At 28.9% G+C, this 26,770-nt stretch carries 21 protein-coding genes and 3 pseudogenes; 6 read left to right on the plus strand and 18 right to left on the minus strand.

Annotated features, from left to right (window positions below; translation table 11 throughout):
• Nucleotides 1-370: 370 nt before the first annotated feature.
• The 4 genes and pseudogenes from DIC82_18320 to DIC82_18335 all read right to left on the minus strand — a co-directional run bounded on the left by DIC82_18320 (nt 371) and on the right by DIC82_18335 (nt 4,378).
• A complete protein-coding gene (locus DIC82_18320) occupies nt 371-1,687 on the minus strand; it encodes a sialidase (GenBank protein ID AWK52831.1) in 1,317 nt (438 codons plus the stop codon).
• Nucleotides 1,688-2,145: 458 nt separating this feature from the next.
• Nucleotides 2,146-3,231, minus strand: a complete 1,086-nt coding sequence (locus tag DIC82_18325) for a hypothetical protein (GenBank protein ID AWK52832.1) — start codon at nt 3,229-3,231, stop codon at nt 2,146-2,148.
• Between the two features lie 132 nt (nt 3,232-3,363).
• Nucleotides 3,364-3,639: pseudogene (locus DIC82_18330) on the minus strand (methyl-accepting chemotaxis protein).
• Between the two features lie 205 nt (nt 3,640-3,844).
• A complete protein-coding gene (locus DIC82_18335) occupies nt 3,845-4,378 on the minus strand; it encodes a hypothetical protein (protein AWK52833.1) in 534 nt (177 codons plus the stop codon).
• Nucleotides 4,379-4,902: 524 nt separating this feature from the next.
• Between DIC82_18335 and DIC82_18340 the strand changes: the two are divergent.
• A pseudogene (locus tag DIC82_18340) lies at nt 4,903-6,098 on the plus strand (IS110 family transposase).
• Between the two features lie 201 nt (nt 6,099-6,299).
• On the opposite strand, the gene DIC82_18345 reads toward DIC82_18340, so the two are convergent.
• The 5 genes and pseudogenes from DIC82_18345 to DIC82_18365 form a co-directional block, all read right to left on the minus strand.
• Entirely contained in the window at nt 6,300-7,061 is a 762-nt protein-coding gene (locus DIC82_18345) for a DeoR/GlpR transcriptional regulator (GenBank protein ID AWK52834.1), read from the minus strand.
• A 74-nt stretch (nt 7,062-7,135) separates the two neighbouring features.
• The gene (locus DIC82_18350; GenBank protein ID AWK52835.1) at nt 7,136-8,512 is read right to left on the minus strand and encodes a gluconate permease; all 1,377 of its coding nucleotides are present in this window, start codon (nt 8,510-8,512) and stop codon (nt 7,136-7,138) included.
• A gap of 32 nt (nt 8,513-8,544) precedes the next feature.
• Nucleotides 8,545-9,834, minus strand: a complete 1,290-nt coding sequence (locus DIC82_18355) for an Hrp-dependent type III effector protein (GenBank protein AWK52836.1) — start codon at nt 9,832-9,834, stop codon at nt 8,545-8,547.
• Between the two features lie 354 nt (nt 9,835-10,188).
• The gene (locus DIC82_18360; protein ID AWK52837.1) at nt 10,189-11,193 is read right to left on the minus strand and encodes a 4-hydroxythreonine-4-phosphate dehydrogenase PdxA; all 1,005 of its coding nucleotides are present in this window, start codon (nt 11,191-11,193) and stop codon (nt 10,189-10,191) included.
• A 288-nt stretch (nt 11,194-11,481) separates the two neighbouring features.
• Nucleotides 11,482-12,240: pseudogene (locus DIC82_18365) on the minus strand (transposase).
• A gap of 400 nt (nt 12,241-12,640) precedes the next feature.
• Here DIC82_18365 and DIC82_18370 point away from each other — a divergent pair.
• Complete coding sequence (locus tag DIC82_18370) at nt 12,641-13,036, plus strand: hypothetical protein (GenBank protein AWK52838.1); 396 nt, start codon at nt 12,641-12,643, stop codon at nt 13,034-13,036.
• A gap of 290 nt (nt 13,037-13,326) precedes the next feature.
• Here DIC82_18370 and DIC82_18375 read toward each other — a convergent pair whose 3' ends face one another.
• The 4 genes from DIC82_18375 to DIC82_18390 all read right to left on the minus strand — a co-directional run bounded on the left by DIC82_18375 (nt 13,327) and on the right by DIC82_18390 (nt 15,329).
• Nucleotides 13,327-13,845, minus strand: a complete 519-nt coding sequence (locus DIC82_18375; protein AWK52839.1) for a hypothetical protein — start codon at nt 13,843-13,845, stop codon at nt 13,327-13,329.
• Between the two features lie 651 nt (nt 13,846-14,496).
• On the minus strand, nt 14,497-14,934 hold the full coding sequence (locus DIC82_18380; GenBank protein AWK52840.1) for a hypothetical protein: 438 nt from the start codon (nt 14,932-14,934) through the stop codon (nt 14,497-14,499).
• Entirely contained in the window at nt 14,924-15,088 is a 165-nt protein-coding gene (locus DIC82_18385) for a hypothetical protein (GenBank protein ID AWK52841.1), read from the minus strand. The genes DIC82_18380 and DIC82_18385 overlap by 11 nt, the downstream gene beginning before the upstream one ends.
• Nucleotides 15,054-15,329, minus strand: a complete 276-nt coding sequence (locus DIC82_18390) for a hypothetical protein (GenBank protein ID AWK52842.1) — start codon at nt 15,327-15,329, stop codon at nt 15,054-15,056. Before DIC82_18390 ends, DIC82_18385 begins: the two co-directional genes overlap by 35 nt.
• 482 nt (nt 15,330-15,811) lie before the next feature.
• Here DIC82_18390 and DIC82_18395 point away from each other — a divergent pair, with 482 nt between their 5' ends.
• The 4 genes from DIC82_18395 to DIC82_18410 all read left to right on the plus strand — a co-directional run bounded on the left by DIC82_18395 (nt 15,812) and on the right by DIC82_18410 (nt 18,815).
• Nucleotides 15,812-16,132, plus strand: a complete 321-nt coding sequence (locus tag DIC82_18395) for a quaternary ammonium compound-resistance protein SugE (GenBank protein ID AWK52843.1) — start codon at nt 15,812-15,814, stop codon at nt 16,130-16,132.
• A 100-nt stretch (nt 16,133-16,232) separates the two neighbouring features.
• A complete protein-coding gene (locus tag DIC82_18400; GenBank protein AWK52844.1) occupies nt 16,233-16,622 on the plus strand; it encodes an ACT domain-containing protein in 390 nt (129 codons plus the stop codon).
• Nucleotides 16,623-17,245: 623 nt separating this feature from the next.
• Complete coding sequence (locus DIC82_18405; protein AWK52845.1) at nt 17,246-17,821, plus strand: hypothetical protein; 576 nt, start codon at nt 17,246-17,248, stop codon at nt 17,819-17,821.
• A gap of 55 nt (nt 17,822-17,876) precedes the next feature.
• Nucleotides 17,877-18,815 carry an AEC family transporter gene (locus DIC82_18410; protein ID AWK52846.1) on the plus strand — a complete coding sequence of 313 codons (939 nt, stop codon included), beginning with the start codon at nt 17,877-17,879 and terminating at the stop codon, nt 18,813-18,815.
• A gap of 160 nt (nt 18,816-18,975) precedes the next feature.
• Here the strand turns inward: DIC82_18410 and DIC82_18415 are convergent, their stop codons facing one another.
• The 5 genes from DIC82_18415 to DIC82_18435 form a co-directional block, all read right to left on the minus strand.
• Nucleotides 18,976-20,991, minus strand: coding sequence for a Na+/H+ antiporter (locus DIC82_18415; GenBank protein ID AWK52847.1), 2,016 nt, complete (start codon nt 20,989-20,991; stop codon nt 18,976-18,978).
• A 225-nt stretch (nt 20,992-21,216) separates the two neighbouring features.
• The gene (locus tag DIC82_18420; protein AWK52848.1) at nt 21,217-22,236 is read right to left on the minus strand and encodes a polysaccharide deacetylase; all 1,020 of its coding nucleotides are present in this window, start codon (nt 22,234-22,236) and stop codon (nt 21,217-21,219) included.
• Between the two features lie 956 nt (nt 22,237-23,192).
• Nucleotides 23,193-23,519: a hypothetical protein gene (locus tag DIC82_18425; GenBank protein AWK52849.1), complete on the minus strand. Its 327-nt coding sequence runs from the start codon at nt 23,517-23,519 to the stop codon at nt 23,193-23,195.
• A gap of 345 nt (nt 23,520-23,864) precedes the next feature.
• Nucleotides 23,865-24,392 (minus strand): flavodoxin, encoded by a 528-nt coding sequence (locus DIC82_18430; protein ID AWK52850.1) that lies wholly within the window; start codon nt 24,390-24,392, stop codon nt 23,865-23,867.
• A gap of 45 nt (nt 24,393-24,437) precedes the next feature.
• Nucleotides 24,438-26,561 (minus strand): histidine kinase, encoded by a 2,124-nt coding sequence (locus DIC82_18435; GenBank protein AWK53131.1) that lies wholly within the window; start codon nt 26,559-26,561, stop codon nt 24,438-24,440.
• Nucleotides 26,562-26,770: the final 209 nt, after the last annotated feature.

The raw sequence follows: 26,770 nt of genomic DNA on the forward strand, positions 1-26,770 counted from the left end.
TCATATGATATATTTCACTTCCATTTTCAAAACATTTATTATTATAATCTTATAAATAATCTAAGTCAATATATTGAATTTAAGTAATTTCTTAAAAATATTGCTATATTTATTGTTATATTCAATATAACACCAATATAAATAATAAATATGTAACAAATAATACCAAACTTTAACTTTCTTTAATTAAACCTTTTATTTAGATGGTTAATTACTAATTCTTTTAATTCCATATTCATTTACCCTACTATTTGTTTTCTTGTGTATTAATATATTTTTGTTCATCGATCATAAAAAACAGCAATTCTAGTGTAAATTTGTTTTTGCACATCAATTTCATACTAGAATTGTTGGTTTTTATTACTTTAATTTAATCTCTCCAAATATGCCACAAAGCATTATTTGTGCCTTTAACAAATACGTCAGTTCTATTAGGTCCCCAAGATACTGCAGTAGGATCAGATGTAAGTGTTCCTCCTATAGTCTGCCAGTTACCCCAACGTGAGCCATTCCAAGACTTAGTGATTAACTGATTATTGAGATTTCTTGCAAATACTTCGAGTCTATTATCAGCTCTTGATGATACTGCGGGGGCTGATGTTATATTACCCCCAAGATCTTCAAAATCACTCCAACTAGCGCCATCCCACCATTTATGATATAGACGATTTCCCTGACCGCGAGCAAATACATCAATTCTATTATTTCCCCATGAAACAGCAGCCGGAGAAGATGTTAGATTCCCACCGAGATTTTCCCACTCACTCCATGCAGTACCGTTCCAATATTTATGATAAAGAGCATTATCACTTCCACGAACAAATGTATCAAGTCTGTTTTGTGCCCAAGAAGAAACTGCTGGAGCAGAAGTTAATGTACCACCAAGATCTTCCCAGTCACTCCAACGAGATCCATCCCAATATTTATGATACATAGCATTAGTTGTGCCTCTACCAAAAACATCAATTCTATTATTTCCCCATGAAACAGCAGCTGGAGCTGAAGTTAAAGTACCTCCAAGGTTTTCGAACTCACTCCACCGAGAGCCATTCCAGTATTTATGATATAATGCGCCATCAGTACCTGTTACAAAGGTATCAAGCCTGTTTGGTGCCCAAGAAGAAACTGCTGGGGAAAAAGTCAAAACTCCACCAAGGTCCTCCCATTGACTCCATTTACTACCAGGACCTGGCTCAGGTACTGGAGTAGGTAATGGTTTAGGTGGAACATTTCTATTTCTAAGAGTAAATTCTATTATATCCCTAAAGGTACGGTTAACAACATTGTTAGGTACTCCGGAAGTACTAAGAAAAGAAAAAATTGTGTAATATTTTCTTCTAAAATTATTGTAAATAGTATTTATTTGTTGATTAATATTTCCTTTATATTTTGGTGCCTCATCTAAAGTAAAGGAAATAGCTTCTCTAAAGTAATTCTCTATTACTCTTTGAACTTCCCTCAAGATTTGTGGTTGCTGGTTATTAATCATTCTAAATATTCTAGTTACTTCCTGTTCAGGAGCTCTAGTGTCATTTAAGTAGCTTTCTTGAGAAAATAAGTCAAAATGTTCGAGTTCAGTGTCATCCTCATCTTCATAGTTACTTAATTTTCTCATTTGTTCATAAAAAAATGGGCAAACATTTTCTTGTATGCAATAAGGACAATAAGTATTTTCATTATTATGCATAAGAGATCTCCTTATATTTTACTTGCTATGGATCTATACCCTATTAATTTTATTTTATGTTTAAAGCTAATTAATGTTCCACCAATTCGAAGATGGTATTTATTTATCAAGAATTACAAACTCTCCAATCTTCGGAATAGTTTCGTTTACATTAAATAATTTGTTCTCATTGTTTTGGCTCTAAATGTGGAGAAACGATTATACTCTACTCTCCGTTAGGTTAGTATCTTACAATATACGTGCATACTATTATTTTAGGTATATTATATATATAATATTTATAAATCAACTTTTCAATTATGTTTCTTAAATAGTAAAATAGAAGAGTTTTTAATATGCCTGAATGAAAAATCCTCCGCAACACTTATATTAAGTATTGTGGAGGATTTAAATGTTTGTGATGAACTACAACTATCTCTTATCTCTTATCTCTTATTCAATTTTAGTAAATTCCGCACTTACTTATGATATCTAATAATCTTTTTATAGAGATCCTTATAAATTCCATCAATCACTTTAAAGTCTGTAGCCTCAATATAGAACTTCTCCAATTCGTCATGATAATCTTTAGCCATAGCAAGGTGAGCTGTCCCTTTATTGATACAAAGTTTGTATCGAGCTGCAATATCTGAGATCTCCGTTTCATAAGTCTCATCTGTATTGGCGTTAATTAATTCCGCATACATATCAATAACAGAATCACCATCACGACTTGGGAAATATTCATGTGGAGCAGTGCTATCAAATATACAGATATTTAATTCTGGGAAAAGCAGCATATCTAAACTGTCTGGATCAAAACCACAATGATAAACCTCTACATCTATCCCCAGGGATTTAGCCCTCTCCAGTATCTTCTTTAACATTGTTGATTTACCTGAACCTGGTCGACCTTTTATAAAATAATTTTGGGCAATATTTTCTGTAATATTTTCTACAAAATTAATCGAACCATAAGGTGTAGAACCACCAAAAAAACGATCTTTTATGCAACTAGTTTTATTTAAGTGTGTGGTTCCAAATAATTTATTAATAACCTCTTCTGTTAGTTCATCGGCCTTTGAAAAATTCATATTTTCAATATAGATTTTTTCCCATTCATCATGAACCTTTAGACCTTTTGCAAACTCATCATAAGCCTTTTCATAACATTGCTTAATCTTGTTTTGAATATCTAGAATTTCCTTTGCATGAGTTTCTAGTTTATCTGTGTCCCAACTCACTCCCAAATTTACATACTCTTCAATAGCTCCTGGTGCTGTTGGTTCAATAACATGTGGTGCAGTCCCATCAACTATGCCCACACCTAGTTTTGGAACAATAACCCCATCTAGAGAATCAGGATCTGAAGAACAATGTACATACTCAACATCATATTTAAGCGTCTCTAACTCTTTACCAATTTTTTTCATTATAGTAGACTTTCCTGTTCCTGGTCCTCCCTTAAGGATAAAGAGTTTAGTTAATGATTGTATATTACTTCTAAACAAATTACGGAATCCTTTGGCTGTGTTTCCGCAAGTAAAAAAATGCTTTGTACTCATAGATTTCCTTCCCTACTTTATTATCTCTCATTAATTATTGTATGGAAGGATGTACTATTAAGTGAATTTATTCTTACATGTGTTTTTTAAGAAAAGCCTAATTCCTATACTAAAAGTATTGGAATTAAGCTTTTAAACTTTAAACTTATTTACTTCCTCAATCATTTCATTAGTCATACTAGTAAGTGTTTGTGAAGCTGATGCTACTTCTTCTGTTGAAGCACTCATCTCCTCTGATGACGCAGAGATTTCTTGTGAAGATGCTGAGATTTCAACTGATATTGAAGATAACCCATCCACTCTAGTCAATATATTATTCTTATCAATATCTATATTTTCAGCAGAACTTTTAACTATTTGAATTTTAGGACTTACTTGATTCACTGCTTCTATAATTTTATCAAAAGTACAGAATTTTCGGAAACCAATGTTTTTTAAATCCTCTTTCACTTGCCTTATGTTATCTCCTAAATCACTTTCCTTATGGCTGTCAGATCCTATGGTTATAATTTTGCCACCTAGTTCATAATACCAAGTAAGTATTGTTTTGGAAGGAGTAAGATCAGGTAATCCGTATCGATAGGATGAAGTATTTACTTCGATACCTTTTCCATCAGCAATGACTATTTTTAATAATCTCTTCATTCACAGTATCATCTAATATTCCTATCTGATCATAACATTTAATCATGTCTAAATGTCCCAATACACTGTAGTCCTTATAATTAGTCACTATGTTTAAAATTGCGATATAATAATTATGGTTATACTGTAATTGATTTTTTCCTTTTTGATATTCATAATTCCAGAATTCTTTATCATCTATCTGGTGATTTGATAAAATAACAAAGTCAAAATCATTCTTAGCAAAATCATCTTCAAATTCTGGTATTTTATGCATCTGCACTCCAAATTCAATCCCACACTTCAAGATAATCTTATCTTTATATTTATTCATAAGACGCTTATATTCTTTAAAATACACCTCATAATCAATTAAATGAGTATCATCATCCATAAAATAATCCACATGGTCAGTAAAACATATCTCATTTAAACCAATATCAATTGCATGCTTCACCACTTCTTCCATTGGATAATCTGAATCACTCGAAAAACTTGTATGTACATGGTAATCTGCTAACATTTTTAAATACCTCCCAATTTTAAATTTTATTATTTAATGTATATTTTTCATTTAAATCTTTATATATAATAATCTACAAGAATGTATTTATATTATATATAAAATATAACCACATTAGTAAATTTATTGTGTAAAGTTAATTGATTATAAAAAAATAAAGCTAGGGTTTATTTTTAAACCCTAACTTTATTTTTTTGAAAGATAAGTGTACTTATGGGGACTTTAAAATCATTTTCGGAGTAATCCCCAAATATTATTGTTAAAATCATTTTCCATGAGAATCACCTCTTTCAAATATTATTGTGTGCAGTATTAAATTAAATATACATGAAAATAAAACTTCTTGAATAATTCTATAACTTCAACTCAAACTAATTCATATTAGTTAAAGGAGCGTTGATATTATGTTCGTAGATAGAAAAGATGCAGGAGAAAAACTTTCTATAGCACTTGCGAAATTTAAAGATGAAAATCCTATTATTCTTGCTATCCCAAGAGGAGGAATAGTAACAGCTTATGATACCATTAAAAATTTTGGATTTGAGTGGGAGATGAAACCTGTTCCAAATAAACAATCTGGTGCAGATCATCTTCAATCCATGCTTGTTAATATACTAGAAAATAATACTTTTAAAGCTATAATAATCCACTTAGAATTCACTTCATTTTATGGAGTACATATAGCTAACTTTTTATCTGCAAGCGAAAAACTTATGCCCTACAAACCCTATGTTTACTGCTTGAATCCTAAGGAAGTTGCTAACTATAAGAACTCCTTTAATGCTCTTGATAAAAATGACGGTATTGACTCTTTTGTCATAGCTGACTTTGCAAGAGTTGGCAGAATTCATACTGAGTCTTGACGTGATTCTCAATACCTTGCCTTGCAAAGGCTTACCAGACATAGGCTTCACATAGTAGAATGCTTTACTAGAGAAAAAACTTACATATTATCTAATGTGTTTCTCAAGTTTGTGAATTTGCTTTGTTACAAGGTAATGAACATCCTTTTTCTGACAAATATGGCGCTACCGCTTCTTCGATATTAACTCAGTTTTTATTTTCCGAAGTCATTGCAAATGCTTCAATAGAAGAACTTGTTGATTTCGTCAGTACAAAAAACCGAAAGAGAATTTCAAATCCACAGATAACCTCTGAAATTCTTCATCAGGCGGCCCGTAATTATACCGCCTTGATAAATGCTTGTATGAACCGTTCACAACACCAATTGCTTGCTCTTTTAATTGTATTCGGGGTTTTGAAAAAGAACTGAAAACTATTAATAAAGCCATTGAAAAAGCAGTTATAATCATGAATGCCGTGAAATATCAAATTTTGATGTCCATTCCCAGATTCGCTCCGGTGTATTCTAGTGGTATTCTTGCTGAATTAGGTAGCGTTCAAGCATTTCCTAGTAATGATGCTGTTGCTAAATATGCAAGCATAGTGTGGAAAGAAAATCAATCTGCAGTTTCAAGGCTGAAAACACACCAATCCGCAAAGCAGGTAACCTTATTTGCGCTATTACCTGCTAAGAGCTGCTGGAAGTGCCCTAAGACACATTCCGGAATATAATGAGTTCTATCAAAAGAAATATGCTGAATTTACTACTCATCAGCATAAACGCGCACTCGCATTAACTTCTCGTAAATTAATTCGTTTGATTTTCGGATTGCTAGCTAAAAATCTACTCTACTCTGCAAATGGGGTAGCTAAATAATTTTATAAATTTTTGCGAACGTACATTTATTTTAAGCTGTATGTTTATTAAAGTTTTATTAAAGTTACCCTTTTTTATCAAAATTATTTAATTTTCTTTTCATTTTATTATTGATATATTACCAAATTGTTTAAATATTCTAAAGTATATTACTCCAAAACTACCAACTTATTATGTAAAAAACAGTAGATAGTTTTGTTTTTACACAAAACTATCTACTGTCCCTAAAATTTTAGTTTCGCCATTTTTCAGAATGGCTTTTTCTTCTTCATTAAATTCATAATCGGTAACAATATAAGTATAATCTGTTAATGAATTCACATATGCCAGAGCTCTCCTGTTAAATTTGGATTTGTCTGACACAATAAATGACTGCTGACATTGACCAACAATTTGTTTCTTTAGAAATGCTTTGTCAGCTGTAGGCGTCATCACATTAAGTTTTTCATCAATAGCAGCTGTTCCGAAAAATCCAATGTCAAACTTCATATTTTCCAACATATGCATTGCATAATAACCATGGATACTACCTGTACTTTTTTGCACAGTCCCACCACAAATTATCAGCTCTACATTGCTGTTTCTCAGAAGGCGAACAATCTCCAAGTCGTTTGATAGTACTGTAATATTATCAATATTCATAATTCCTTTGGCTATTTCAAAGGTTGTGGTACCTGCATCTAAGTAGACTGCATCTCCCTCTTTTACAAAGCTTGCACATATAGCGGCTAAAGCTTCTTTTTCCTGCCTGTTAGTAGTCAACTTATCTTCATAAGTAATCTCCTGCTTATAAACCGCACCGCCATGGCATCTTTCAATAACCCCGTCTTCATCTAACTTTTCAAGGTCTCTCCGGATTGTCATGGTACTTACATTCAATTCTTTTGCAAGCGTATCAACCTGGACGCTACCTTTTTTTTTAATAATGTTTATTATCTTTAACTGTCGTTCAGCGATTAACATGTTTATACCTCCCATTTCTCACATTAATAATATATGAAATTAAGAGATTTTTCAATTAAATCCGTAAAGATTACCTAGCCAAAGATAGCATTTAATACTAATAATGTAGCTAATGATGTAAAACAGCATAAAGTTGATGTAACAGTCCATACCCTCATTTGCTCTTTTGTGTTTTCAATTCCTATTGATTCATTAATTACCCAAAAATAAGAATCATTGAAATAAGAAAAGAATATTGCGCCTATACATGCAGCTAGTCCAGCAAATACTGGATCAAGTCCTAATTGTGTAATCATAGGTGCAGTTACTGAAGCTGCAGTAAGCATTGCAACAGAACCTGAACCTTGAATAACTCTTAATAATAATGAGATAATGAAAGGTAAAAGGATTGCTGGAATAGGTGTACTTGCAATTGCGCTTGCAATGTAATCTCCAAGACCACTATTTTGGATAATAGCGCCTAGAGCTCCGCCACCACCAACTAACAGCATTAATTTACCGCTTGCTTTCAGTCCTTCTTCCATTGAGCCTAAAGTCTTTTCTTTGCTCATACCGTTTGTTAAAAAAATAATAGCGAGCAGTAGACCAATAGCTAAAGCAATGATTGGTGTGCCAATAAATGCTAAGATAATTCCTATGATGTTATTATTCAGACCAACTGTACTTAAAATATTATTTACCAATATTAAAAGAATTGGTACTAAAATTGGTGCAAAAGCCTTTAGTGCAGATGGTAATTTTTCATCTGAATCAATTGCATTTGTTGAATCTGCACTGGCAACAAGTCTTTTTTCTGGACGAATCCAAGCTTGGTCACCTTCACCTGGTAGCTGATATATCTTGTTATCCATATATTTTGCATAAATTACAACAACAATAGCTGAAGGAATTGATATCAAAGTACCAAATAACATCATCTTTCCGATGTTTGCCCCTAAAATTCCGGCAACGCCAATAGGTCCAGCTGCTGGTGGTACTAAACTGTGGCTTAGCACTAAACCGCCTGCTAAAGCTATGCCAAGAGCAACTACAGATTTTTTAGATTTTTTTGAAAGTCCTTTTACTAATGGGGCTAAAATAATAAATCCAGAAGTACAAAAAATTGATAATGAGGTCACAAAACCTGCTGCCGTTAATGCCTCTTCTTCTTTGTTTTTTCCAAGTAACTTGATAAATGTATTGGCCATAACATTTGTTGCTTTTGAATCTTCCAACAGTTTCCCAAGCATAACACCAAACCCAATAATAATACCAATACTACTTAATGTCTTTCCGAATCCAGCCGGAATAGCCTGAGTGATGGCAGTTAAGTTCATGCCTCCAATAACACCAATTATCACTGCACATACTATTAAAGCTAAAAATACATGTATTTTTGTTTTTGTAACAAGATAAATTAATAAAACCATTCCAATTATAAGACCTAATACCATTTGCATCTGTGCACTCATAATAAAACCTCTTCTCTCATATTTATTTTTAACTACATTTTGTTTCTTAAATAGTCTACACAAGTAACAAGTGTCATCTCATCACCAACTAATCCACCCTTAGTAATCATAGGTGTTTTATCAAACTCTCCACCAATTACTATGTTGTAAATAGCTAGTGGAACAACTTCATCTCTAACATCAAATCCTACTGATTTTATCTTTTCGCAGAATGCAGCTGATATATCGCCACCAGATGTATAGATTCCTCCTATTTTACTTCCAAGTTCTTTTCTAATTCTATAAACTATGTCTGCAACTGAATTTGTAACATAACCAGCACTTTCACTCTTACTGTAGCCATAAGTTTTATTCAATTCTCCAAAGGCAAGTACATCACTGTCATCAATTGTCGTAACAACTGCTAAAATCTCATATTCACTTTCATTTGCAATAATTTCATCTACCACACGGTTAATCTCTTCTTCCCTTGTTTCAGCATCTAGGAATTTGATAGTATCCGTTTTTACTATTAAAGGATTATATTTTTCTCTTAGTGTTTTAATCTGCTTTCTTGTTAAATTGCTGGCACTTCCGATTCCACATAATATCTTTTTCTCATTTTTAACTTGTAAACTCTTTGCAAAAAGTTCTTTCGCAACAGCTGCGGTGAAGCTGCCTGGATCAATAGCAACAAATTTTAATTGGGTTGCAATACAACCTTTTGCAATCTCTATAATATCTTCATTTGTTCTAGCATCAACTACTACAATTCTATTGTCTTTTGCTGATTTTAAAACTGATTCTTTGATAACATCTGCACCTTTTAATACTTCCTCTAAAGCTACATAACCAACACTATATTTACTTTGTCTTTTTACAATTTCTGTTACTTTTGAACTTGTAACAGGAGAAGTTGGATCCTTAGCAACTTCTGTTCTTTCAAGTGGTACATTATTGACTAATAGATAATTACCTATGCAAGTACGACCTGAACCTGGAAAAGATGCAACCACAACTGCGATAGTGTCATCACCTAGTGTTTCAATAATACTGTCAATTTCACTTCCTACATTTCCACGTAGAGTTGAATCAATACGTTTACTAAATAACAAATCTTTCTTTCCTTCAAATAACAAAGCTGATTTTTTGACTCTGTCATAAGCTTCTTCTTTAGAAATACCTCTACTGTTTGTACTAATACATAGCACATCAAAAGCTGAAAACTGATTCATATCTTCAGTTTTTAAAATTGTTCCTACTGTAAACCCATCCTGTGCCAAAATAGCACCCGTATCATTAGCTCCCGTTAAATCATCTGCAATAATTACTGTTTTTAACATTTTACTTCCTCCTAAACATTTATTATTAATCGTTTGCAAACTTCTGCAAACTTTTGCTTTTTCTAATTTTTAATGTTAGATTTTTATACATTCTTCTACTGTGTTATAATAATATTATTAATATTAATGACAAAATTGGGATAAACATAATATTTTTTTATTAGAAAATATAAATAATTATATCTATCGTTTACATTTAGCATATTTTTAAACTGTGTAAATTCTATAATAATTATTAAACACCCCGTACAAATAGCCAATCTCTTTATATCACTATTTGTACTCTAATAAAGATTTTAAACTTTATTTAGGTGTTTAATGATATTCAACAACTAAGTATATTTTAATTTATCATTACTTTTTAAAATTTTGTGAATATTTTACTGCTAATAAGATAGCTTCAATCATACTGATAGAACTTACTTTTCCTGTACCAGCAATATCAAATGCTGTTCCATGATCTACAGATGTACGAAGTATTGGCATTCCACCTGTAATCGCAATTGTTCTATTGAAATCAAGTGTCTTTGTCGCAATATGCCCCTGATCATGATATAAAGACAATACACTGTTAAATCTTCCCTGTAATGCCTGATGGAACACTGAATCTGCTCCAATTGGTCCAACTACCTTGTAACCTTCCTTTTGAAGTTCCTCTATTGCTGGCATAACTTCGTTAACTTCTTCATCTCCGAATAATCCATGTTCTCCACAGTGTGGGTTAAGTCCGGCAATAGCCATTGTACCTTCTGTTACTCCTAATTTTTTAAGAGCTTCCATACATCTCTTAACATAATCAATAATACGATCTTTTTTAACCATGTCACATGCTTGTCTTAATGATACGTGTCTGCTTAGAAAGAATACTCTCATTCCACTTACTTCAAACATTGTTAATGGATCTGATGTATCTGTTAAAGCACCAAAGATTTCAGTATGGCCGATATAAGGGACTTTTCCAGCTTTTAAAGATTCTTTATTGATTGGTGTAGTTGCTACTGCATCTACTTTACCTGAATTTGCTAACTGAATACTTCTTTCTATATACTCATAAGCAGCTTTTCCACACATACCAGATACTTTACCAAATTCAAATTTATCCATGTCAATATTATCAAGATCAATTAGGTTAAGTATATTTTCTTCAAATATCCCCTCTTCTGGATTATTGATTACATTTATTTTTAAATTAGTACCTGCTATTTTAATTGCATTCTCCATGATTTTTTTATCTCCAACTACAATAACTCTAGCTTGTTCAAATACTTTCATTGTTGCAATTGATTTTGCAACTATTTCTGGACCAACGCCTGCTGGATCTCCAATTGGTACTGCTATTAATGCTTTATTCATAATAATTACTCCTTCTTAAATATTTTATTCGTTCGTTTATGTTCTTTTATTTGTTTGTTTATGTTTTAATTTTATTGCATTTGTTCGTATATGTCAATTATTATTTCATTTTTTCCCAAAAATATTTATAAATAGTGGTAATAATCATAGATCATTTATAATATGTTATTGTTTTTATTATATTATTTATTAATAATAGGTTGTTTAATAACTAATTTTTACAATTAATTGTTTAAGAAAATATTCTTAGAAATTATAGATTCCAAGGATATTTTCTAGTATTTATTCGTTGCTGTTTTTATATAATTTGAATCCTATAGGAGATTGAAGAAACAAAGCATTTTCATATCGTTTATCAATAAATGACTCAATACTTTTAGCCTTACGCATATTTATATCAGTTAACAAATTAAATTCTAATCCGGAAGCGATTTCAAGCGACTCTACTGAATCATATGCTGCATCTGCAAGTATTAAAAATGGGTTATAAATTTTAGCTTCATATAGTAAATTTGAGACTTGATTGTCATAAACATTAACTGTTGTTAAATCAAAAACTAAAGGAATTATAATATCACTAACTGCTGCAATACAGTGTAATTTATAACCTTGATAGTATCAAATGCGGGTACCCTTACCGGATTTAGCTTCGCTATCATACTTGGAACTTCTTAAAGCATTTCCATCTATTGCACACAATCTAGTTTCAGGATTAATAAGTTCAACAAACATAGCATAAATACTATAATATATATGCTTCTCTAAAATTTTAGTTCTTAATGAGAATGTAGAATAATCTGGTACTTGATTAAGTTGAATTATAGATTGAAACACATGGTCTTGCTTTATACGATATTCAAGTTCCCTTAAACTGAAAATACTACTTTTAACGCCACATAATAATATGTATGCAACTATTTATTCATCTGAATACTTGCGAGGTCGGCCTTTAGTACTTTGAATATTTGAATTTAATTTAGCAAATACAACTTTAACAGCTTCAAAAATTTTATAATGGTCATTTTCGCTTTTAATATTTAATGGTATAATCATATTTGAGTCATTCCTTATGTGATATTTTTAGGTTTTTTGCGAAATTATTATATCACAAAGGAATGACTTATTTATTTTTTACAAATTTTGTTTATTCAACAACCTATTAAAAATATGATTACTCATTTATGTGAAATATCAGGAGTTTCACGTTAGGGATATTATAATTATTTTACCGATAAATCGAAGATCAACAGAGACACTCTTGACAGGGTCGATGAGTTGGTTAGAGATAATATTCTGAAGGCCTACAATTTTAAGGGTCGTAAAAAGGTGCTAGGCAAATTAAAATGACATTAGAAGGTCAATTTGACATTGTATACAACTTAAAGCGTATTAGACGAGTAATAGAAAATATAACATTATTGTTCAAATTAGAAAGGCTAATCCATTTAGAAGAATGATGAAAGCAACAAGGGAACATTCCGTTTTATCAAATTCTCTAAAGAGAAATTTCAAACAAGATATACCTGGTAAAGTACTACTAACAGATATAACTTATTTATTCTATGGTAAGGGCCAAAAGGCATATTTATCAACAATTAAGGATGCATCTACAAACGAAATCTTAGCATACAATGTATCTGATAGTTTAAAACTAGATATAGCCACAGAGACTATACATAAACTAAAAAAGAATAGATTAATGAAACTGCATAATTATGCATTTATTCATTCTGATCAAGGGGTACATTATACGAGTCCAATTTTTCAACAATTAATTAAAAAATATGGATTAGGACAATCAATGTCTAACGCGAAGACTTTAATCCTGCCATCACATTCAGAGGATTAATAGAAGAAAGTGTCAATGTAATACAAAGGAGTATAGCGCATTAGTATTACATTGACACTTTCTGGAGTTGGAGTTTTAGAAGTTAACATTGAATATCCAGTATGAATTAGAGAAACATTAACTTACGAACGAAGGTGAGCCTAACTTCAAGCTGAATAAACAGGTGAACCAAGTACAATACAATATTATTAATTTTGTAATTTATTATAATTAAGTTTTCTGTGAAAAGTAAAAAGATAGAAGGTATACTAAGCATTTCTAGGCAATTTTTTTAATTATATATACATTAATTAAAATACAACTTCTTCGATTATGTAATCATTCCAGTTGCATGCATTTGCACGATTTGTACAATCACCCATTACTTTACCATCTTCATTTATAAACATTTTACGTTCTGCATCTTTACCATATTGTTTCCATATTATAAAATATACCTTTCCCTCTTTATCAACTGCATATGATCTATATATAGTACCTTCAATTTGTCTCTCTGGAAATGCATCTTCAATTTGATATATTGCTTTATCTTCATATGTAAACTTTCCATATTTTTTTTCTAGATTTGTTATGTTGTATTTTTTTTCTAATCCCTCGCAATAAACTACTAACTCTTCTACATAATTTATATGTAACACATTATTTTTAATTTCGAAGTAATAATGATCATCCCAATTCATAGCTTCAAATTCTTTTTGTTCATCTTCCGTGAGTACTAAAGATACATGAACGCTATCAGTTCCCTTAAACCCAAATCTTGTTGCTTTTGCTTCTAGTTTATCTGTAATTGTTTTTAATAATTCACTCATCGTATTCTCCACTTGCCTTTTAAGGTTTAGACATAACCTTTTATTCACTATAACTAACTAATGTATTGTATAACTAATATATAATATATAAGTTATACAATACATATGCAATTACTTTATTTCATTTCCAAGAAAAAAATACATTAAGTGAATTACCTTGATTGTGACTTTTAGACCTAAAAATCACATAATATAGATATCCAATTTCTAATATATACTTCTCCTATAAAAATATCCCAAACTAGAAATGCATGACCTTCCTTTCGGCAGGATATCCCCATAAGTATAGTTTTCATCGACCTAGTTTTCATCTTGAATATCTATAAGTTATCCTCCAATCTTTATTTTGACCTCTTTACTATTTCCAATATCCAAATACTTATTTAATTCATTCTTATCTAACATTTTCATATTAGCAAATTCATATTTTCTATCTATTTGATCATATTTATTTTTTCCCAAATTATGAAATGGCAACAAATGGACCTCTTTTATTTTATATTTACATGCTAAATCAATAATCTCATTTATTGTTTTATCGTCATAATTAAAAGTTGGTATAATAGGTACTCTAATAATTATCTTGTCTGGATTTATTGAGGAAATATACTCAAGATTTTTTAGGATTTTATCAAGATTTCCTCCAGTAACTTAATTTAACTTTTTATTATTAATATGCTTAATATCAAATAAAAATAAATCTATATATGGTTCAGCTTCAGAAATCTTTTCTATATCAACATTTCCTGTAGTCTCTACTGCTATATTAAGACCTTGTTTTTTGCCTTCTTTTGATAATTTTAGGTATTCCTCATAATGAAGAAAAGTCTCCCCGCCTGAGATTGTGAGGCCTCCATTAGAATCATCATAATATTCTTTGTCTTTCATAACTTCAAATATAATTTCATCTATACTTTTATTTATTCCTGCAAAATGTATTGCATGGTTTGGACATACTTCTCCACATAACTCACATTCACCGCAAGTTTTACGATTAAATACCATTCTGCCATCTATAAAATCAATTGATTTCTTAGGACAATTTACTAAGCATGTTTTACACTTTACACATTTGCTTTCAATATACATTAATATACTTATCACAGTCTATTAAATCTTTTCTTATCTTTTCATATCCTTCAAAGTTAGCTTCAGCTGCTTTTTGCAATTCTTCTAATGTATATTTCTTTTCTTCAAATACTAAATGCTTAATTGCATATATGGAATGTTTCTGGTTTATCATTTTTGATCTTTTCTAAACTTTCAAAAATAACTTCTAATTCTTTCTTCCTTGTATCATTTGCTGTTTCCATATGTCTTTGCACCATTTCTTGTAGATAACTTGCAGATTCTACAAATAAGTCTAATGCTAGTAATGAAGCAATATAGAAATTATTATCCTTATCCTTTTCTAAATGTCCATTAATTAATTTTCGGAGTCCACCTATTCCGAGGTTTAATAATTTAGGATAATCTAACATCATACCGCTAATTCTAACCGTTGCAATTAAGGGATATTTACAATCAATAAATGCACCAACTGTTGAATCATTAACAATATCTTTACAATTAATTAAAATATATTTTCTTCATTCTCAACCAAATACTTTCACCTATATATTTTATAATCAATCTACAATTTAGTCCTTAACAATTATGAATTTGGAAAAAAACATATATAGTTGATTAAAATATTATCTTATGCTAAAATTCATTTATTAGTTGCAACTTATAAATAACTAAATAATTTATATAGTTTTCTAGGGTTCCGCAGTTTAAGCTGGCAGGTCCGAGAGAAAACGCACAGTTAAATGTGTACACGGAAGGATAAAAGCCTGGGAGATATTTTAATAATATTTTTATTGGCTTTTTTATTTTTTGCTTTTTTAGAATTATGCCAAGAAATATTATTATTCTTATATTAATTATGATATAAAAGATATATTAATTTAAGGAGTGAATAATTATGAAATGGATTTATCTAGTGATAGCTGGAGTTTTTGAAGTAGGCTGGGCTATTGGATTAAAATATTCACAAGGATTTACAAAAACAATGCCTAGTATATTAACTTTAATAGGAATGATTGCAAGTTTCTATTTTTTATCATTATCTATAAAAACCCTTCCAATAGGTACTGCATATGCAATTTGGACAGGTATAGGAACTGTTGGTACTGTAATTTTAGGTATTATCTTGTTTAAAGAACCATTTGATACTATTCGTATGATTTGTATTGTATTAATAGTTAGTGGAATCATTGGGTTGAAATTAACATCACCACATTAATAATTGTATATTATTAAAACTAATTCAGTAAAACATAATTCACATGGGATTTTTTTAAACCTGTGAGTTTCACCGTTAAAAGAAAGGATGGAAATAAAATATGTCAGAAAAGATACTAACAATGAAATTATTAAAAGAAAAATATGGGGTTTGTAGGTTAGATAAAACAGAATTAATCCCTGAATGGGCACAGAATAGTGATTTTTTTTCTATAACAAGAACATCAGATGAATTATCAATTGTATGCTCTCAAGATGATATTCCTAATGATATAAATTGTGAAAAAGATTGGAGAATTCTAAAGATTGAAGGACCATTAGATTTTTCTTTAATTGGAATTCTTGCTTCAATCAGTACAATACTAGCACAAAAAGGAATAAGCATATTTGCTATTTCTACATATGATACGGATTATATTCTTGTTAAAAATAATGATATAGATAATGCTATATCAGCACTTATCAAAGAAAGATATGATGTTATAGAATAATTGCAATTTTAATCACTTTAAACTATAAAAAAAGGGATACTTTCACTATTGAAAATATCCCTTTTTTTATAAATCACTTAAATTCGTCTACAAACTAAGTTTATTGCTATGCTAATATAAAATTTTCCGGAATATTGTCTGCAGTTGAAAAGTTATCACATATAATATAATCAAAAGAATTCAAAGTCTTAAATTTATAGAATCCTCTTGCTTCAAATTTAGTGGAATCTATTAATAAATTAAAACTTTCATTATATACATTCTTCGTTCTGAGGCTATCATATAGACACTCCCTTCGATAAAATTATAGTTTATAAATTTATCAAATACAAACTTCTTCTTGCATTATTAATCATCATATGTACATATTTAAGATAAAACCTGTGCTGATCCATATATCCAGAAGAAATCAACTATGCCCTGTTGTAACTATTACTGAGAATTAGACTGTAGATTTCACTTTGTTCTTCACAAATTTCTATACCTCTTAGGTATTTCCAAACTTCAATCGTATTTACTAATAATTTGTTGTTTAATCAATAATCTTAGTTTATTATTAAAATTAAGACTATTAAATATAAAATTATTTTAGCCTTTGTAAAAATATTGTATGTATAATAAAAATGGAGAATGTAAATATGGAGAATATAATTAATCTACTTATAAATTATGGATTAATGGGAATTATAATAGCTGCACTTTCTGAAGCTATTTTTTTACCAATACCTATGGAACTCATTTCTGTTCCTGTTTATTTATCAAACCCAACTAAGGCATTTTTATATTCCATTATAATAATATTTTTTTCTTGTTTATGCTCAATTGCAGGATATTATTTAGGCAAATTATTCGGCAAACCTATAACAGAGAGATTTATTTCAGAAAAATACCTTAACAAGCTTAAACATTTATATGATAAAAATTCATTTGGAACAATTTTCACCTCTTTATTTACCCCAATACCTTATGAAGTATATGTACTATCTGCTGGGATGTTTAATATAGGTTTTAAAAGATTCATTTTTGCAGCAATTATTAGCAGAATTCTAAGACATTTACCTCAAGGTATTATAATATTCTTATACGGAGATACCCTTTTATCACATCTTCAAAACTATACGTTGTCTATTTCACTATTTATATTTGCTATAATAATATTAAAATACTTACTTAATAATAAAAAGTTAGGTAAAAATTAATTTATCTGACTAAAATATTTATTTTATAATAACGAAAGAAATCAGGTGCTTAAACATGGAAAATTTTATTTTGTCAATTAATGTTGTACTTCCTTTATTCATTACAATAACACTAGGATATTTTTTTAAGTCAATAAAACTGTTTGATAATCATACAGTAAAGCAAATGAATAATTTAGTATTTAAATCATTTCTACCAATATTATTATTTTATAATATATATAAGACTGATTTAAGTATGGGATTCAGACCTAAATTAATAATCTTTGCTGTACTCAGTATAATATCTATATTTTTAGTATTATGTGTAATAATCCCTATGATTGAAAAGGATAATAAAAGAAAAGGTGTCTTAATGCAGGCTATTTTTCGCAGTAATTTTGTTCTTTTTGGATTACCAGTTACAATATCATTACTGGGTGAACAAAATTCAGGGGTTCCCTCATTAATTATTTCAGTAATAATTCCAACTTTCAATTTTTTAGCTGTGATTTCATTGGAAATGTATAAAGATGGAAAAATAAATTATAAAAAAATTATTAAAGGCATAATAACAAATCCACTTATTATAGCCTCATTAATTGGAATATTTTTTCTTATTACAGGAATTAAATTGCCACATTTTTTAGATAAAACCTTGTTAGATTTCTCAAAAGTAGCAACACCATTAGCTCTTGTAATATTAGGAGCATCTTTTGAATTTACTGCAGTTAGTAGCTGCTTAAAACAAGTTATAATAGGTGTAATTGGGAAATTAATAATAGTACCATGCATATTTATTCCTATTAGTATATTAATAGGATTTAGAGATATAGAGCTGGCAACACTGCTTATTATGTTCTCAGCACCCGTAGCTATAAACTCATTCACTATGGCTGAACAAATGGGCGCAGATAGTGAACTCGCAGGACAAATTGTTGTGTTTAGTTCAATATTGGCTATTTTTACAATATTTTTGTGGATCTATATTGTGAAAACTTTAGGATATATGTAAATAAATGTTCGTCTAAATTGTTGATTTATACACTAAAATAGGCAGTCCAATCTTATCTTGAATTGAGACCCCCTATTAAATTTATTTTGGGTAATAAAAAAGAAGTACCTTATTTTTTTAATAGATACTTCTTAAATTCCTACATTATTGTAAATATAAATTACCTTAAAACATCACTTTCAATATAATTTAAATTTTTTCTAAGTTCAGATGCTATATTCCAAGTAATATCCCCATTTTCAAATAATGATTGTATAATATTTCTTTCTAATTGCATTGCCTTAATCTCGACTTTCTTCTTTTCATATTTATTGATTTTTTCGAGCATTGGCTTGCTAGATATCAAATATACGCCTTGATAATATAAAATTATTTCCTTAAGTGTTTCTTCATTCTCAGGTGTAATATTAGATTTAACATATTCGATTATGTATTCTGAATTAATGGCATGAAGTTCTTTCATTGCTATAGCCTTTAAATGTTGCTTACTTCTCTTCTGATTTTCCATTCCTCTTAATATATATTTAAATTTCTTTATATTAAGAATTAATATAGAAATCCTTACTAAAGCTTCTTTAACCGTAAATGAAAAATTTTCTACAGATGAAATTAATTTAATTTTCTTTTTAGTTATTTCTTCATAAGCATATGCAGTTGATTCATCTATCTTTTCTTCTTGTAATAATTTTTTAGTATTTTCAATTTCCTTTTTATAACATAAAATCATCCATTTCTTTTCTTCCTTATTACTTCTATTCCAGTTTTTATAATAGGAATTTCCACTTTTCAATTGATTAATACGATATCTATATTCATTTATGGTCATATGAATATATTTTTTATTGTCAGTTTCTAATTTTAGTTTATTTATAGTATTAATCCAGACCTTTATTTGTGCCTTATTCAAAGCCTCTAAATGGTTTACTTCTTCAGAAGCATCCTTTTTAGCAAATAGAGGTAATATAAAAGTTGCAATAAGAAGAGTAGTTAAAATTACTCCAACAGCTAAAAATAAGATAAGTGTTCTTTCCGGAAATTCTTGCCCATTTTCTAATGTTAAAGGAATTGAAAGAACTGTAGCTAATGTAACTGCCCCTCTTACACCTGAAAGCGAAGTTAAAAATGCAGTATGAAACTTGCGCTTATCTTCTCCATCAGAATCTTCCCCTCCAAATTTATACATAAAGAGAACCCATAAAAACCTAATTACAAGTAAGGCTACTGTTATTAATAAAACATCTATAATTGCTCCCATTGTATTTATTGAAGTTTCATAAAAAGCAGTTTTAATTATATTAGGTAATTGCAATCCAACTATTATAAATATAAATCCATTTAGAACGTATGTTATAATTGACCATGTATTTGCTGATACCACGTTTAATTTTGCATTTTTAGATTTTAATCTTTTCAATGATAATGAATATACCATTCCAGCTACAACCACAGCTAGTATGCCTGAAACCTTAAAAACTTCTTCCGATATAATATATATTATAAATGGAGTCAAAATTTGAAGTAACATTTCCACTGTAGTGTCTTCCATTCCAAGATTTATTATCCAAAGCTCAAAGTTAATTAGAATGTGCTCTAACACTAATCCAGCAATAATTCCTCCAATAGAAACCATTACAAAATTTGTAGTTACATTAAACAATGAAAATGTTCCAGTTAATGCTGCTGCCAAGGCAAATTTAAAAGATACAAGACCTGATGCATCATTCATAAGACCTTCACCTTCTATAAGGTGCATTATCTTCTTAGGAAGAGAAACTTTTTTTGAAAGTGCACTAACTGCTACATAGTCAGTTGGTGATAAAGCTGCTGCAAGTGCAAACGCTGCTGGTAATGAAATAGATGGTATTAACTTATTTATAAGCAATCCAACCAATAGTACTGTTACGGCAACTAAAGCTAATGCCATTAGAAGTATATCTTTTCTCTGCTTCCACAATGATCTTTTATCTGCTTTTTTTCCATCACAGAAAAGAAGCGGAGCAATAAACATCACTAAAAATGTATGTGGATCAAGATCAATTTTAAATTCCGAATATATTATTGCAATTAATGCTCCCATTACAATTTGAACAATTGGTATCGATAAGGACGGTATAAACCTACTTATTATATTTGAAACTAAAATACATATTAATAGTATTATAATATACGTAAACATATCTATACCTCCTTTCTTATAAGTCTTATTATTAGATTTAAACACTATGCTTCTATTATAACATACTGTTTAGATATGATATTAAAATAATATTTTATTAACTAAAAAGATTAGGTAGATTAACCCTTTAAGGCTAATCTACCTCTAAAAATCATTATTCCCAACCGCTATTATAATATACCTTATCCACTCCTCTAGTTTAATGCAATAAACTAACTAAATTTGTTAATTAGGAAGATCATCTAAACTTTTAAATTCATACCCTTGATTCTTCCATTCCTTAATCAAGCTGTTCAAAATAGTAGCATTAGTTTTAGACACAGCATGAAGTAAGCAAATGGTACCATTATTAGTATTTTTCAAAAGTTTCATTTTAGATGATTCAGGATCAGGTTGGTTATCAACATTATAATCTTGATAAGCAAGACTGAAAAATATAGATTTGTAACCAAGTTTCTGAGTATAGTAAAGTGATAATTCACTAAAAGTCCCCTCTGGGGGTCTAAAATATTTTGACATTTTACAACCTGAAATGCTATTTATTGCATCTTCTACTCCCGTAATTTCAGCATTAAAAGCAGCTTCATCTGTAAATGTAGGCATAGATTTATGTTGTACAGAATGGTTACCTATTATATGCCCCTCATTACTCATTCTCTTTAATAACTCAGTATTTGGAACGCCATTAAAACTACCTGTTACGAAAGGTTTAGTTACAAAAAATGTTGCCTGTACTTTATTTGCCTTTAGAGTATCTAAAATACTAGCAGTGTAGCCATTTTCATAACCTTCATCAAAAGTAAGATAAATAATTTTTCTAGAAGTATCTCCAAAACCATACCCTTTGTATTTTGATAAAAGATCAGCACTATCTCTTGATGAATATAACCATGACCATGCTATAGATTTAGTGCTAAGTGATGAAGTATTAGTAAAAAGTTCCGGTGGTTCAGTAGTATATTTTGTTATGGTTCCAGACTCTTTTGAAGAATTAGAATTTAGCGTAGAATCAGACTCTGGTTTGGTAGCGGATTCTGATACATAAGTATCATCTGGTTTAGATTCAACCTTTGTTTTAGAATCATATTTTTTCTTGTCTTCGCTACTTTCATTAGTTTGAGAATTAATTATATCTTTATTTTGTGAATCAATTGCATTCATATTATTTTCATTTTGTTTTGCTCCTCCACAACCTGACAAAAGTAAAGCCAGCGCTATAAATAAAGCTAAATTCTTTTTAAACATTTTTATCCCTCCAAACGCGTAAGGCATATTAATTCGTATTTTTTATCTAAAATGATTTTTGCTATAGCTAGCACACTTAGGTATATGAATCAAAATTACAGGCTAAAGATACGCAAATATACAGTCTTAATGTTATATTATCTTTTAATGTACCTTAGCTTGTCCTTCATAATATAATTACATAATAATGGCTGGAGTAGTTATTAAATGCCTTATATTTCAATACTTATTAACACTAATATACTTATATTATACAACATTTTGTTACTATTTTTTTATAATTTCTTACGTTTTTATGTTTATTCTACATGATTTTAATTTAAAAACTCTTAACTTAAGATTTAATAAAAAAGCCATAAATTATTATTTTTATTTGTCTTCTTTAATAAAAAATGAGGTAAATTAAACATTAACGTCTAACTTACCTCTAAAAATAATTATTGAGCTTGCAAAAATCTTTCATAGCTTTCTATTTTATCCTCTCTATTATTATTTTTTAACCATATATTATAATCCGAAATATTTTCTTCTAACTTTTTTATATTTATTATCCTACCATTTACTCTATTTCTTTCTACATACATATTAATCTTAATTAAATTACCCATTCTCATTACCTCCTGTATAGAATTATAACTCTATTAAATTTCGATTTCTTATCTTAAATATATATTATCATATTATTACCAAATAATCCATACTATTTGATAATAATTATTGAATATTTTCAAAAAGATAAGCTACATATTTGCTGTACTGACTTTTAATCATGTTAATACTATTAAAAGGGGCTACCTCAATATATTTTGAGATAACCCCTAATTTTTTATAGGTGTAAATTTTAATAATATACTTATTATTTATAGATAAACATATGCTAAGTTTTACTTCTTAATCTTAACAATGCTATATATGACCTAAGAATTTTTAATGTATAAGTGTAATTTATACGTTGTTTATCTGTATCTTTTTAAATTAAAACTAGAACATTTAGTTTGAGTATAAGTTTGAGATCTTAATCCTGAAACATTTATAGATTGTAGATTACAAAGTCTATTAGAATTATAAGTACAGATTTCAACTTCACAAGTAAGAGAATTACATTGGCTATCAGAATTTGCATTATTAAATAGACCTCGATATAAAGCTCTATTAGAAAATGAATTACAGCAAGTTTCACTTTCACGTGACACATTTAGAATACCAACCTCAACTGTACTAGAATAACAAATCCCACTTTTATTGTGCGCACAATTATTTGCATCACAATTAATTTGTTGCATAAAAAACACTCCTTTAAATTATTTATAAATTGCTTATAAATTACTTTTCCTAAAATTATTTTTGTATTTACAGGTATAATAACCTAACAATATTATTACCTTTTTAATCCGCAATTATTATTAATATTATTATATGCTAAACAAATTCTTGAACATTTTGAAATATATAATCCTTTATGTAATATATATTAGAAATTTCAATATATTGACGACAGTAATATATTTAGGTAATTGAAGTATACGTGTAATGAATTGAAATTAATAAAAAAATATCGCAAATTCATCTCTAAATAATGCGATATTTTAATCTATTATTATTTTTACTAATTCATAATCCTATAAACATTATGAATTGACATAAGTTATTATTCTCTCTATATTCTTCTTCATTGTAAAATCCACTGGTTTGTCATATATAGCAAGCATGCCTATTTCATCGTTTGTTAATTCTTCTTTCTTTTTGTTTTTTATTTTCCATTTTAATAATAACATAAGAATTTTATCAAAAGGATTCAACTTATTATAATTAAAGCCACCCCGTAAATAAAAGAACTTAATATGCTCTTGCTGCTCCTTAGTAAAATTTTTATTTCTAATTTCATTTACTACATCTTCTCTTGATGGTGACGCTCCTGTTGCAAAAACCACTACCTTTTTATCTTTTAGTTTATTAATGTTTTGTGTTATTAACTTTACTCCATTGATGCCTACCGCATACAAACTACCACCATAAATTATGGTATCATATTCAATCAACTTATTGATAGTTACTTTTGATACCTCAAAAATATCTGCTGGCAAATCTTCTGCAATCCATTTGGCATATTTCTTTGTAAAACCTGTCTTTGACTTGTAAATTACTATGGTTTTCATTATTTACACCACCTAATAACTCAATGCACAAAAATACTTATACAATTATGATATTGAATATATATCAGAAAATTCAACATTTATCCTTTCAATTTTACTGTTTATAGCCTTGCTTTCCGGAATAACCTTCGGATTTTCTATAGTAATTGCAGGAAGTTCTATTTTAAATATACTTCCTTCATCTGGTTTACTTTCTGCACTTATTTTTCCACCATGAAGTTCAACTATTGATTTTACTAAGGATAATCCAATACCACTTCCTTCAGCATTACGTGAAAGAGACTTATCTATTTGATGAAATCTTTTAAAAATATTATCCAAGTACTTCTTTTCCATTCCTATACCAGTATCCTTTATTAATATTTCAACAGTATCCCCTTTATCAAGTATATTTATAAATATGCTTCCATTTCTATTTGTAAACTTAACTGCATTAGAAATAATATTTAGAATAATCCGTTCTATCTTATCAGGATCACAGGCTATAATTTTTTCCTCTGTATTTGTATCAAAAACAATATTCAATCCTTTTTCCTCAATGTAATCTGATACTGATTCAACAATATCTTCAGTAATATTAACTATATTTTCATTTGATAAATTTAATTTTAGAAATCCAGATTCTATTTTTGATATATCTATTATATTGTTAATAATCTTTGTGAACCTGTAACAATTTTGTTTAATGATATTAATACCTTTAGAAACCTTTTTGCTATTAGCTTCGAAGGAATCATTTTTTAAATAAAACTCCATTAATTGGTTTGTGCTGAAAATTACATTTAAAGGAGTTTTAAGTTCATGTGATATATTTGAAAACATTTGGTCCTGTATTTTAAGAGTTTCTTCCATTCTATTTTGTGCTTTTATCTCTTCAGTTATATCTATTTCAATAAAAATCACTTCAATAACCTTATTGTTTAATCCAAACATAGGTTGGCACATTATTTTTAAAAATTTTTCTTCACCTGCATCAATGTATTTTTTATAATAGAAGCACGACTTTGATTTTTTTTCTATTGATTCTTGAAGATTAATTTCTAATTTAGTCCTTTGGTGCTTATTGTATTTAAATATATCGAATACATTTTTTCCCATAATAGATGACGACTCTATCTCTGGATTAATTTTCTTTAATCTGTTGCAATATTTATTGTTGATATATTTGATATTTAAATCGGGATAGGAAGCAATTGCACATCCCAACTCTAAATTTTCTATTAATGTATCTAATGCTTTATATTGAGTTTTTAAGAATTCATCTTCCTGATTTTTTATCTTTTCAGTCATATCACGATAAATCATTACTCCTCCAATAAAATTCCCTGCTGTATCATATGTTGGAGTACCTGTTACAGCTGTATAAGTAGTGGTATTTTTAATCTTTGCAATTAATATATATCTAGAAATTTTTTCACCTCTTATTACCCTTTGCACAGGTAGATTTTCATAAGAAATTAAATCTCCATTCATATCAAAATATTCTGCTTGTTTTAAAGCAGTGTGATCATTTTTTATTGTTATAATATCGTATAAAAGGTTAGGTTTAGCTATTTTATTTATCAAAGTATAGTCACCATTTTTATCAATAAACACCAGTTGGTCAGAGATATTTTCAGCGATGGCTTCCAACTGCTGTTTCTGCTTTTTAATAATTTCAACTCGCTCATTTAAAAGCTTTCTATTTATAACTTTTTCTGTTACATCCAATATCCTATTAATTATATATTTTAAATTTCCTTCTACAAACATTGGTACAATAGATATATTCCAATAAGTAGTTCCACTCTCACAACAATCTTGTTCAAATTCTTCTACATAATACGGTTTACCTGTAGTTATGACAGAATTTAATTTTTTTTCTGCCTCACTACCTCTATATTTAGATGTTATTATGTCATGTTTTTTACCAATACAATTGTCAATTCTATTATAAGGCTCATCAAAAAAATTGATATAGTTATCGTTTACATCAAGTATAATTAAATCAGGAACACTAATGATTGAAATCCCTGTTTTGCGGTCTGTATACAGTTGCTTAACGAAATCGAATCTTTCTTTAATACTCGAGTTTTTATTCTTTTCAATAAAGTAAATATTTTCATTATTGTGTTTTAAACGTTCACAAGATATAGTAACTTCTATTGGTTCATATTCCTTAGTAAACATAAAACAAGTATATTCATATTCAATATTTTCAAGGTATATTTGAGACTCAATTTTCAACATGCAACTTATTTCTGTAAGTGATTTTCCAATTAATTCACTATTAGAATAGCCAATAAGATTTATAAAATGGTTATCAATTTCAGTAACGATATTATTTTTACTACATAAAAATGATTTTTCATCAGACTTTTTTAAAATGCATTCCATAT

This window comes from Clostridium beijerinckii, assembly GCA_003129525.1.
GTDB classification, from domain to species: Bacteria; Bacillota; Clostridia; order Clostridiales; family Clostridiaceae; genus Clostridium; species Clostridium beijerinckii_D.

Bases quoted from the DNA above. Each gene is read 5' to 3' on its own strand.
- DIC82_18320 (AWK52831.1), bottom strand. From the start codon at position 1,687: ATGCATAATAATGAAAATACTTATTGTCCTTATTGCATACAAGAAAAT.
- DIC82_18325 (AWK52832.1), bottom strand. From the start codon at position 3,231: ATGAGTACAAAGCATTTTTTTACTTGCGGAAACACAGCCAAAGGATTC.
- DIC82_18335 (AWK52833.1), bottom strand. From the start codon at position 4,378: ATGTTAGCAGATTACCATGTACATACAAGTTTTTCGAGTGATTCAGAT.
- DIC82_18345 (AWK52834.1), bottom strand. From the start codon at position 7,061: ATGTTAATCGCTGAACGACAGTTAAAGATAATAAACATTATTAAAAAA.
- DIC82_18350 (AWK52835.1), bottom strand. From the start codon at position 8,512: ATGAGTGCACAGATGCAAATGGTATTAGGTCTTATAATTGGAATGGTT.
- DIC82_18355 (AWK52836.1), bottom strand. From the start codon at position 9,834: ATGTTAAAAACAGTAATTATTGCAGATGATTTAACGGGAGCTAATGAT.
- DIC82_18370 (AWK52838.1), top strand. From the start codon at position 12,641: ATGATGAAAGCAACAAGGGAACATTCCGTTTTATCAAATTCTCTAAAG.
- DIC82_18375 (AWK52839.1), bottom strand. From the start codon at position 13,845: ATGAGTGAATTATTAAAAACAATTACAGATAAACTAGAAGCAAAAGCA.
- DIC82_18380 (AWK52840.1), bottom strand. From the start codon at position 14,934: ATGTATATTGAAAGCAAATGTGTAAAGTGTAAAACATGCTTAGTAAAT.
- DIC82_18385 (AWK52841.1), bottom strand. From the start codon at position 15,088: ATGATAAACCAGAAACATTCCATATATGCAATTAAGCATTTAGTATTT.
- DIC82_18390 (AWK52842.1), bottom strand. From the start codon at position 15,329: ATGATGTTAGATTATCCTAAATTATTAAACCTCGGAATAGGTGGACTC.
- DIC82_18395 (AWK52843.1), top strand. From the start codon at position 15,812: ATGAAATGGATTTATCTAGTGATAGCTGGAGTTTTTGAAGTAGGCTGG.
- DIC82_18400 (AWK52844.1), top strand. From the start codon at position 16,233: ATGTCAGAAAAGATACTAACAATGAAATTATTAAAAGAAAAATATGGG.
- DIC82_18405 (AWK52845.1), top strand. From the start codon at position 17,246: ATGGAGAATGTAAATATGGAGAATATAATTAATCTACTTATAAATTAT.
- DIC82_18410 (AWK52846.1), top strand. From the start codon at position 17,877: ATGGAAAATTTTATTTTGTCAATTAATGTTGTACTTCCTTTATTCATT.
- DIC82_18415 (AWK52847.1), bottom strand. From the start codon at position 20,991: ATGTTTACGTATATTATAATACTATTAATATGTATTTTAGTTTCAAAT.
- DIC82_18420 (AWK52848.1), bottom strand. From the start codon at position 22,236: ATGTTTAAAAAGAATTTAGCTTTATTTATAGCGCTGGCTTTACTTTTG.
- DIC82_18425 (AWK52849.1), bottom strand. From the start codon at position 23,519: ATGCAACAAATTAATTGTGATGCAAATAATTGTGCGCACAATAAAAGT.
- DIC82_18430 (AWK52850.1), bottom strand. From the start codon at position 24,392: ATGAAAACCATAGTAATTTACAAGTCAAAGACAGGTTTTACAAAGAAA.
- DIC82_18435 (AWK53131.1), bottom strand. From the start codon at position 26,561: ATGTTTACTAAGGAATATGAACCAATAGAAGTTACTATATCTTGTGAA.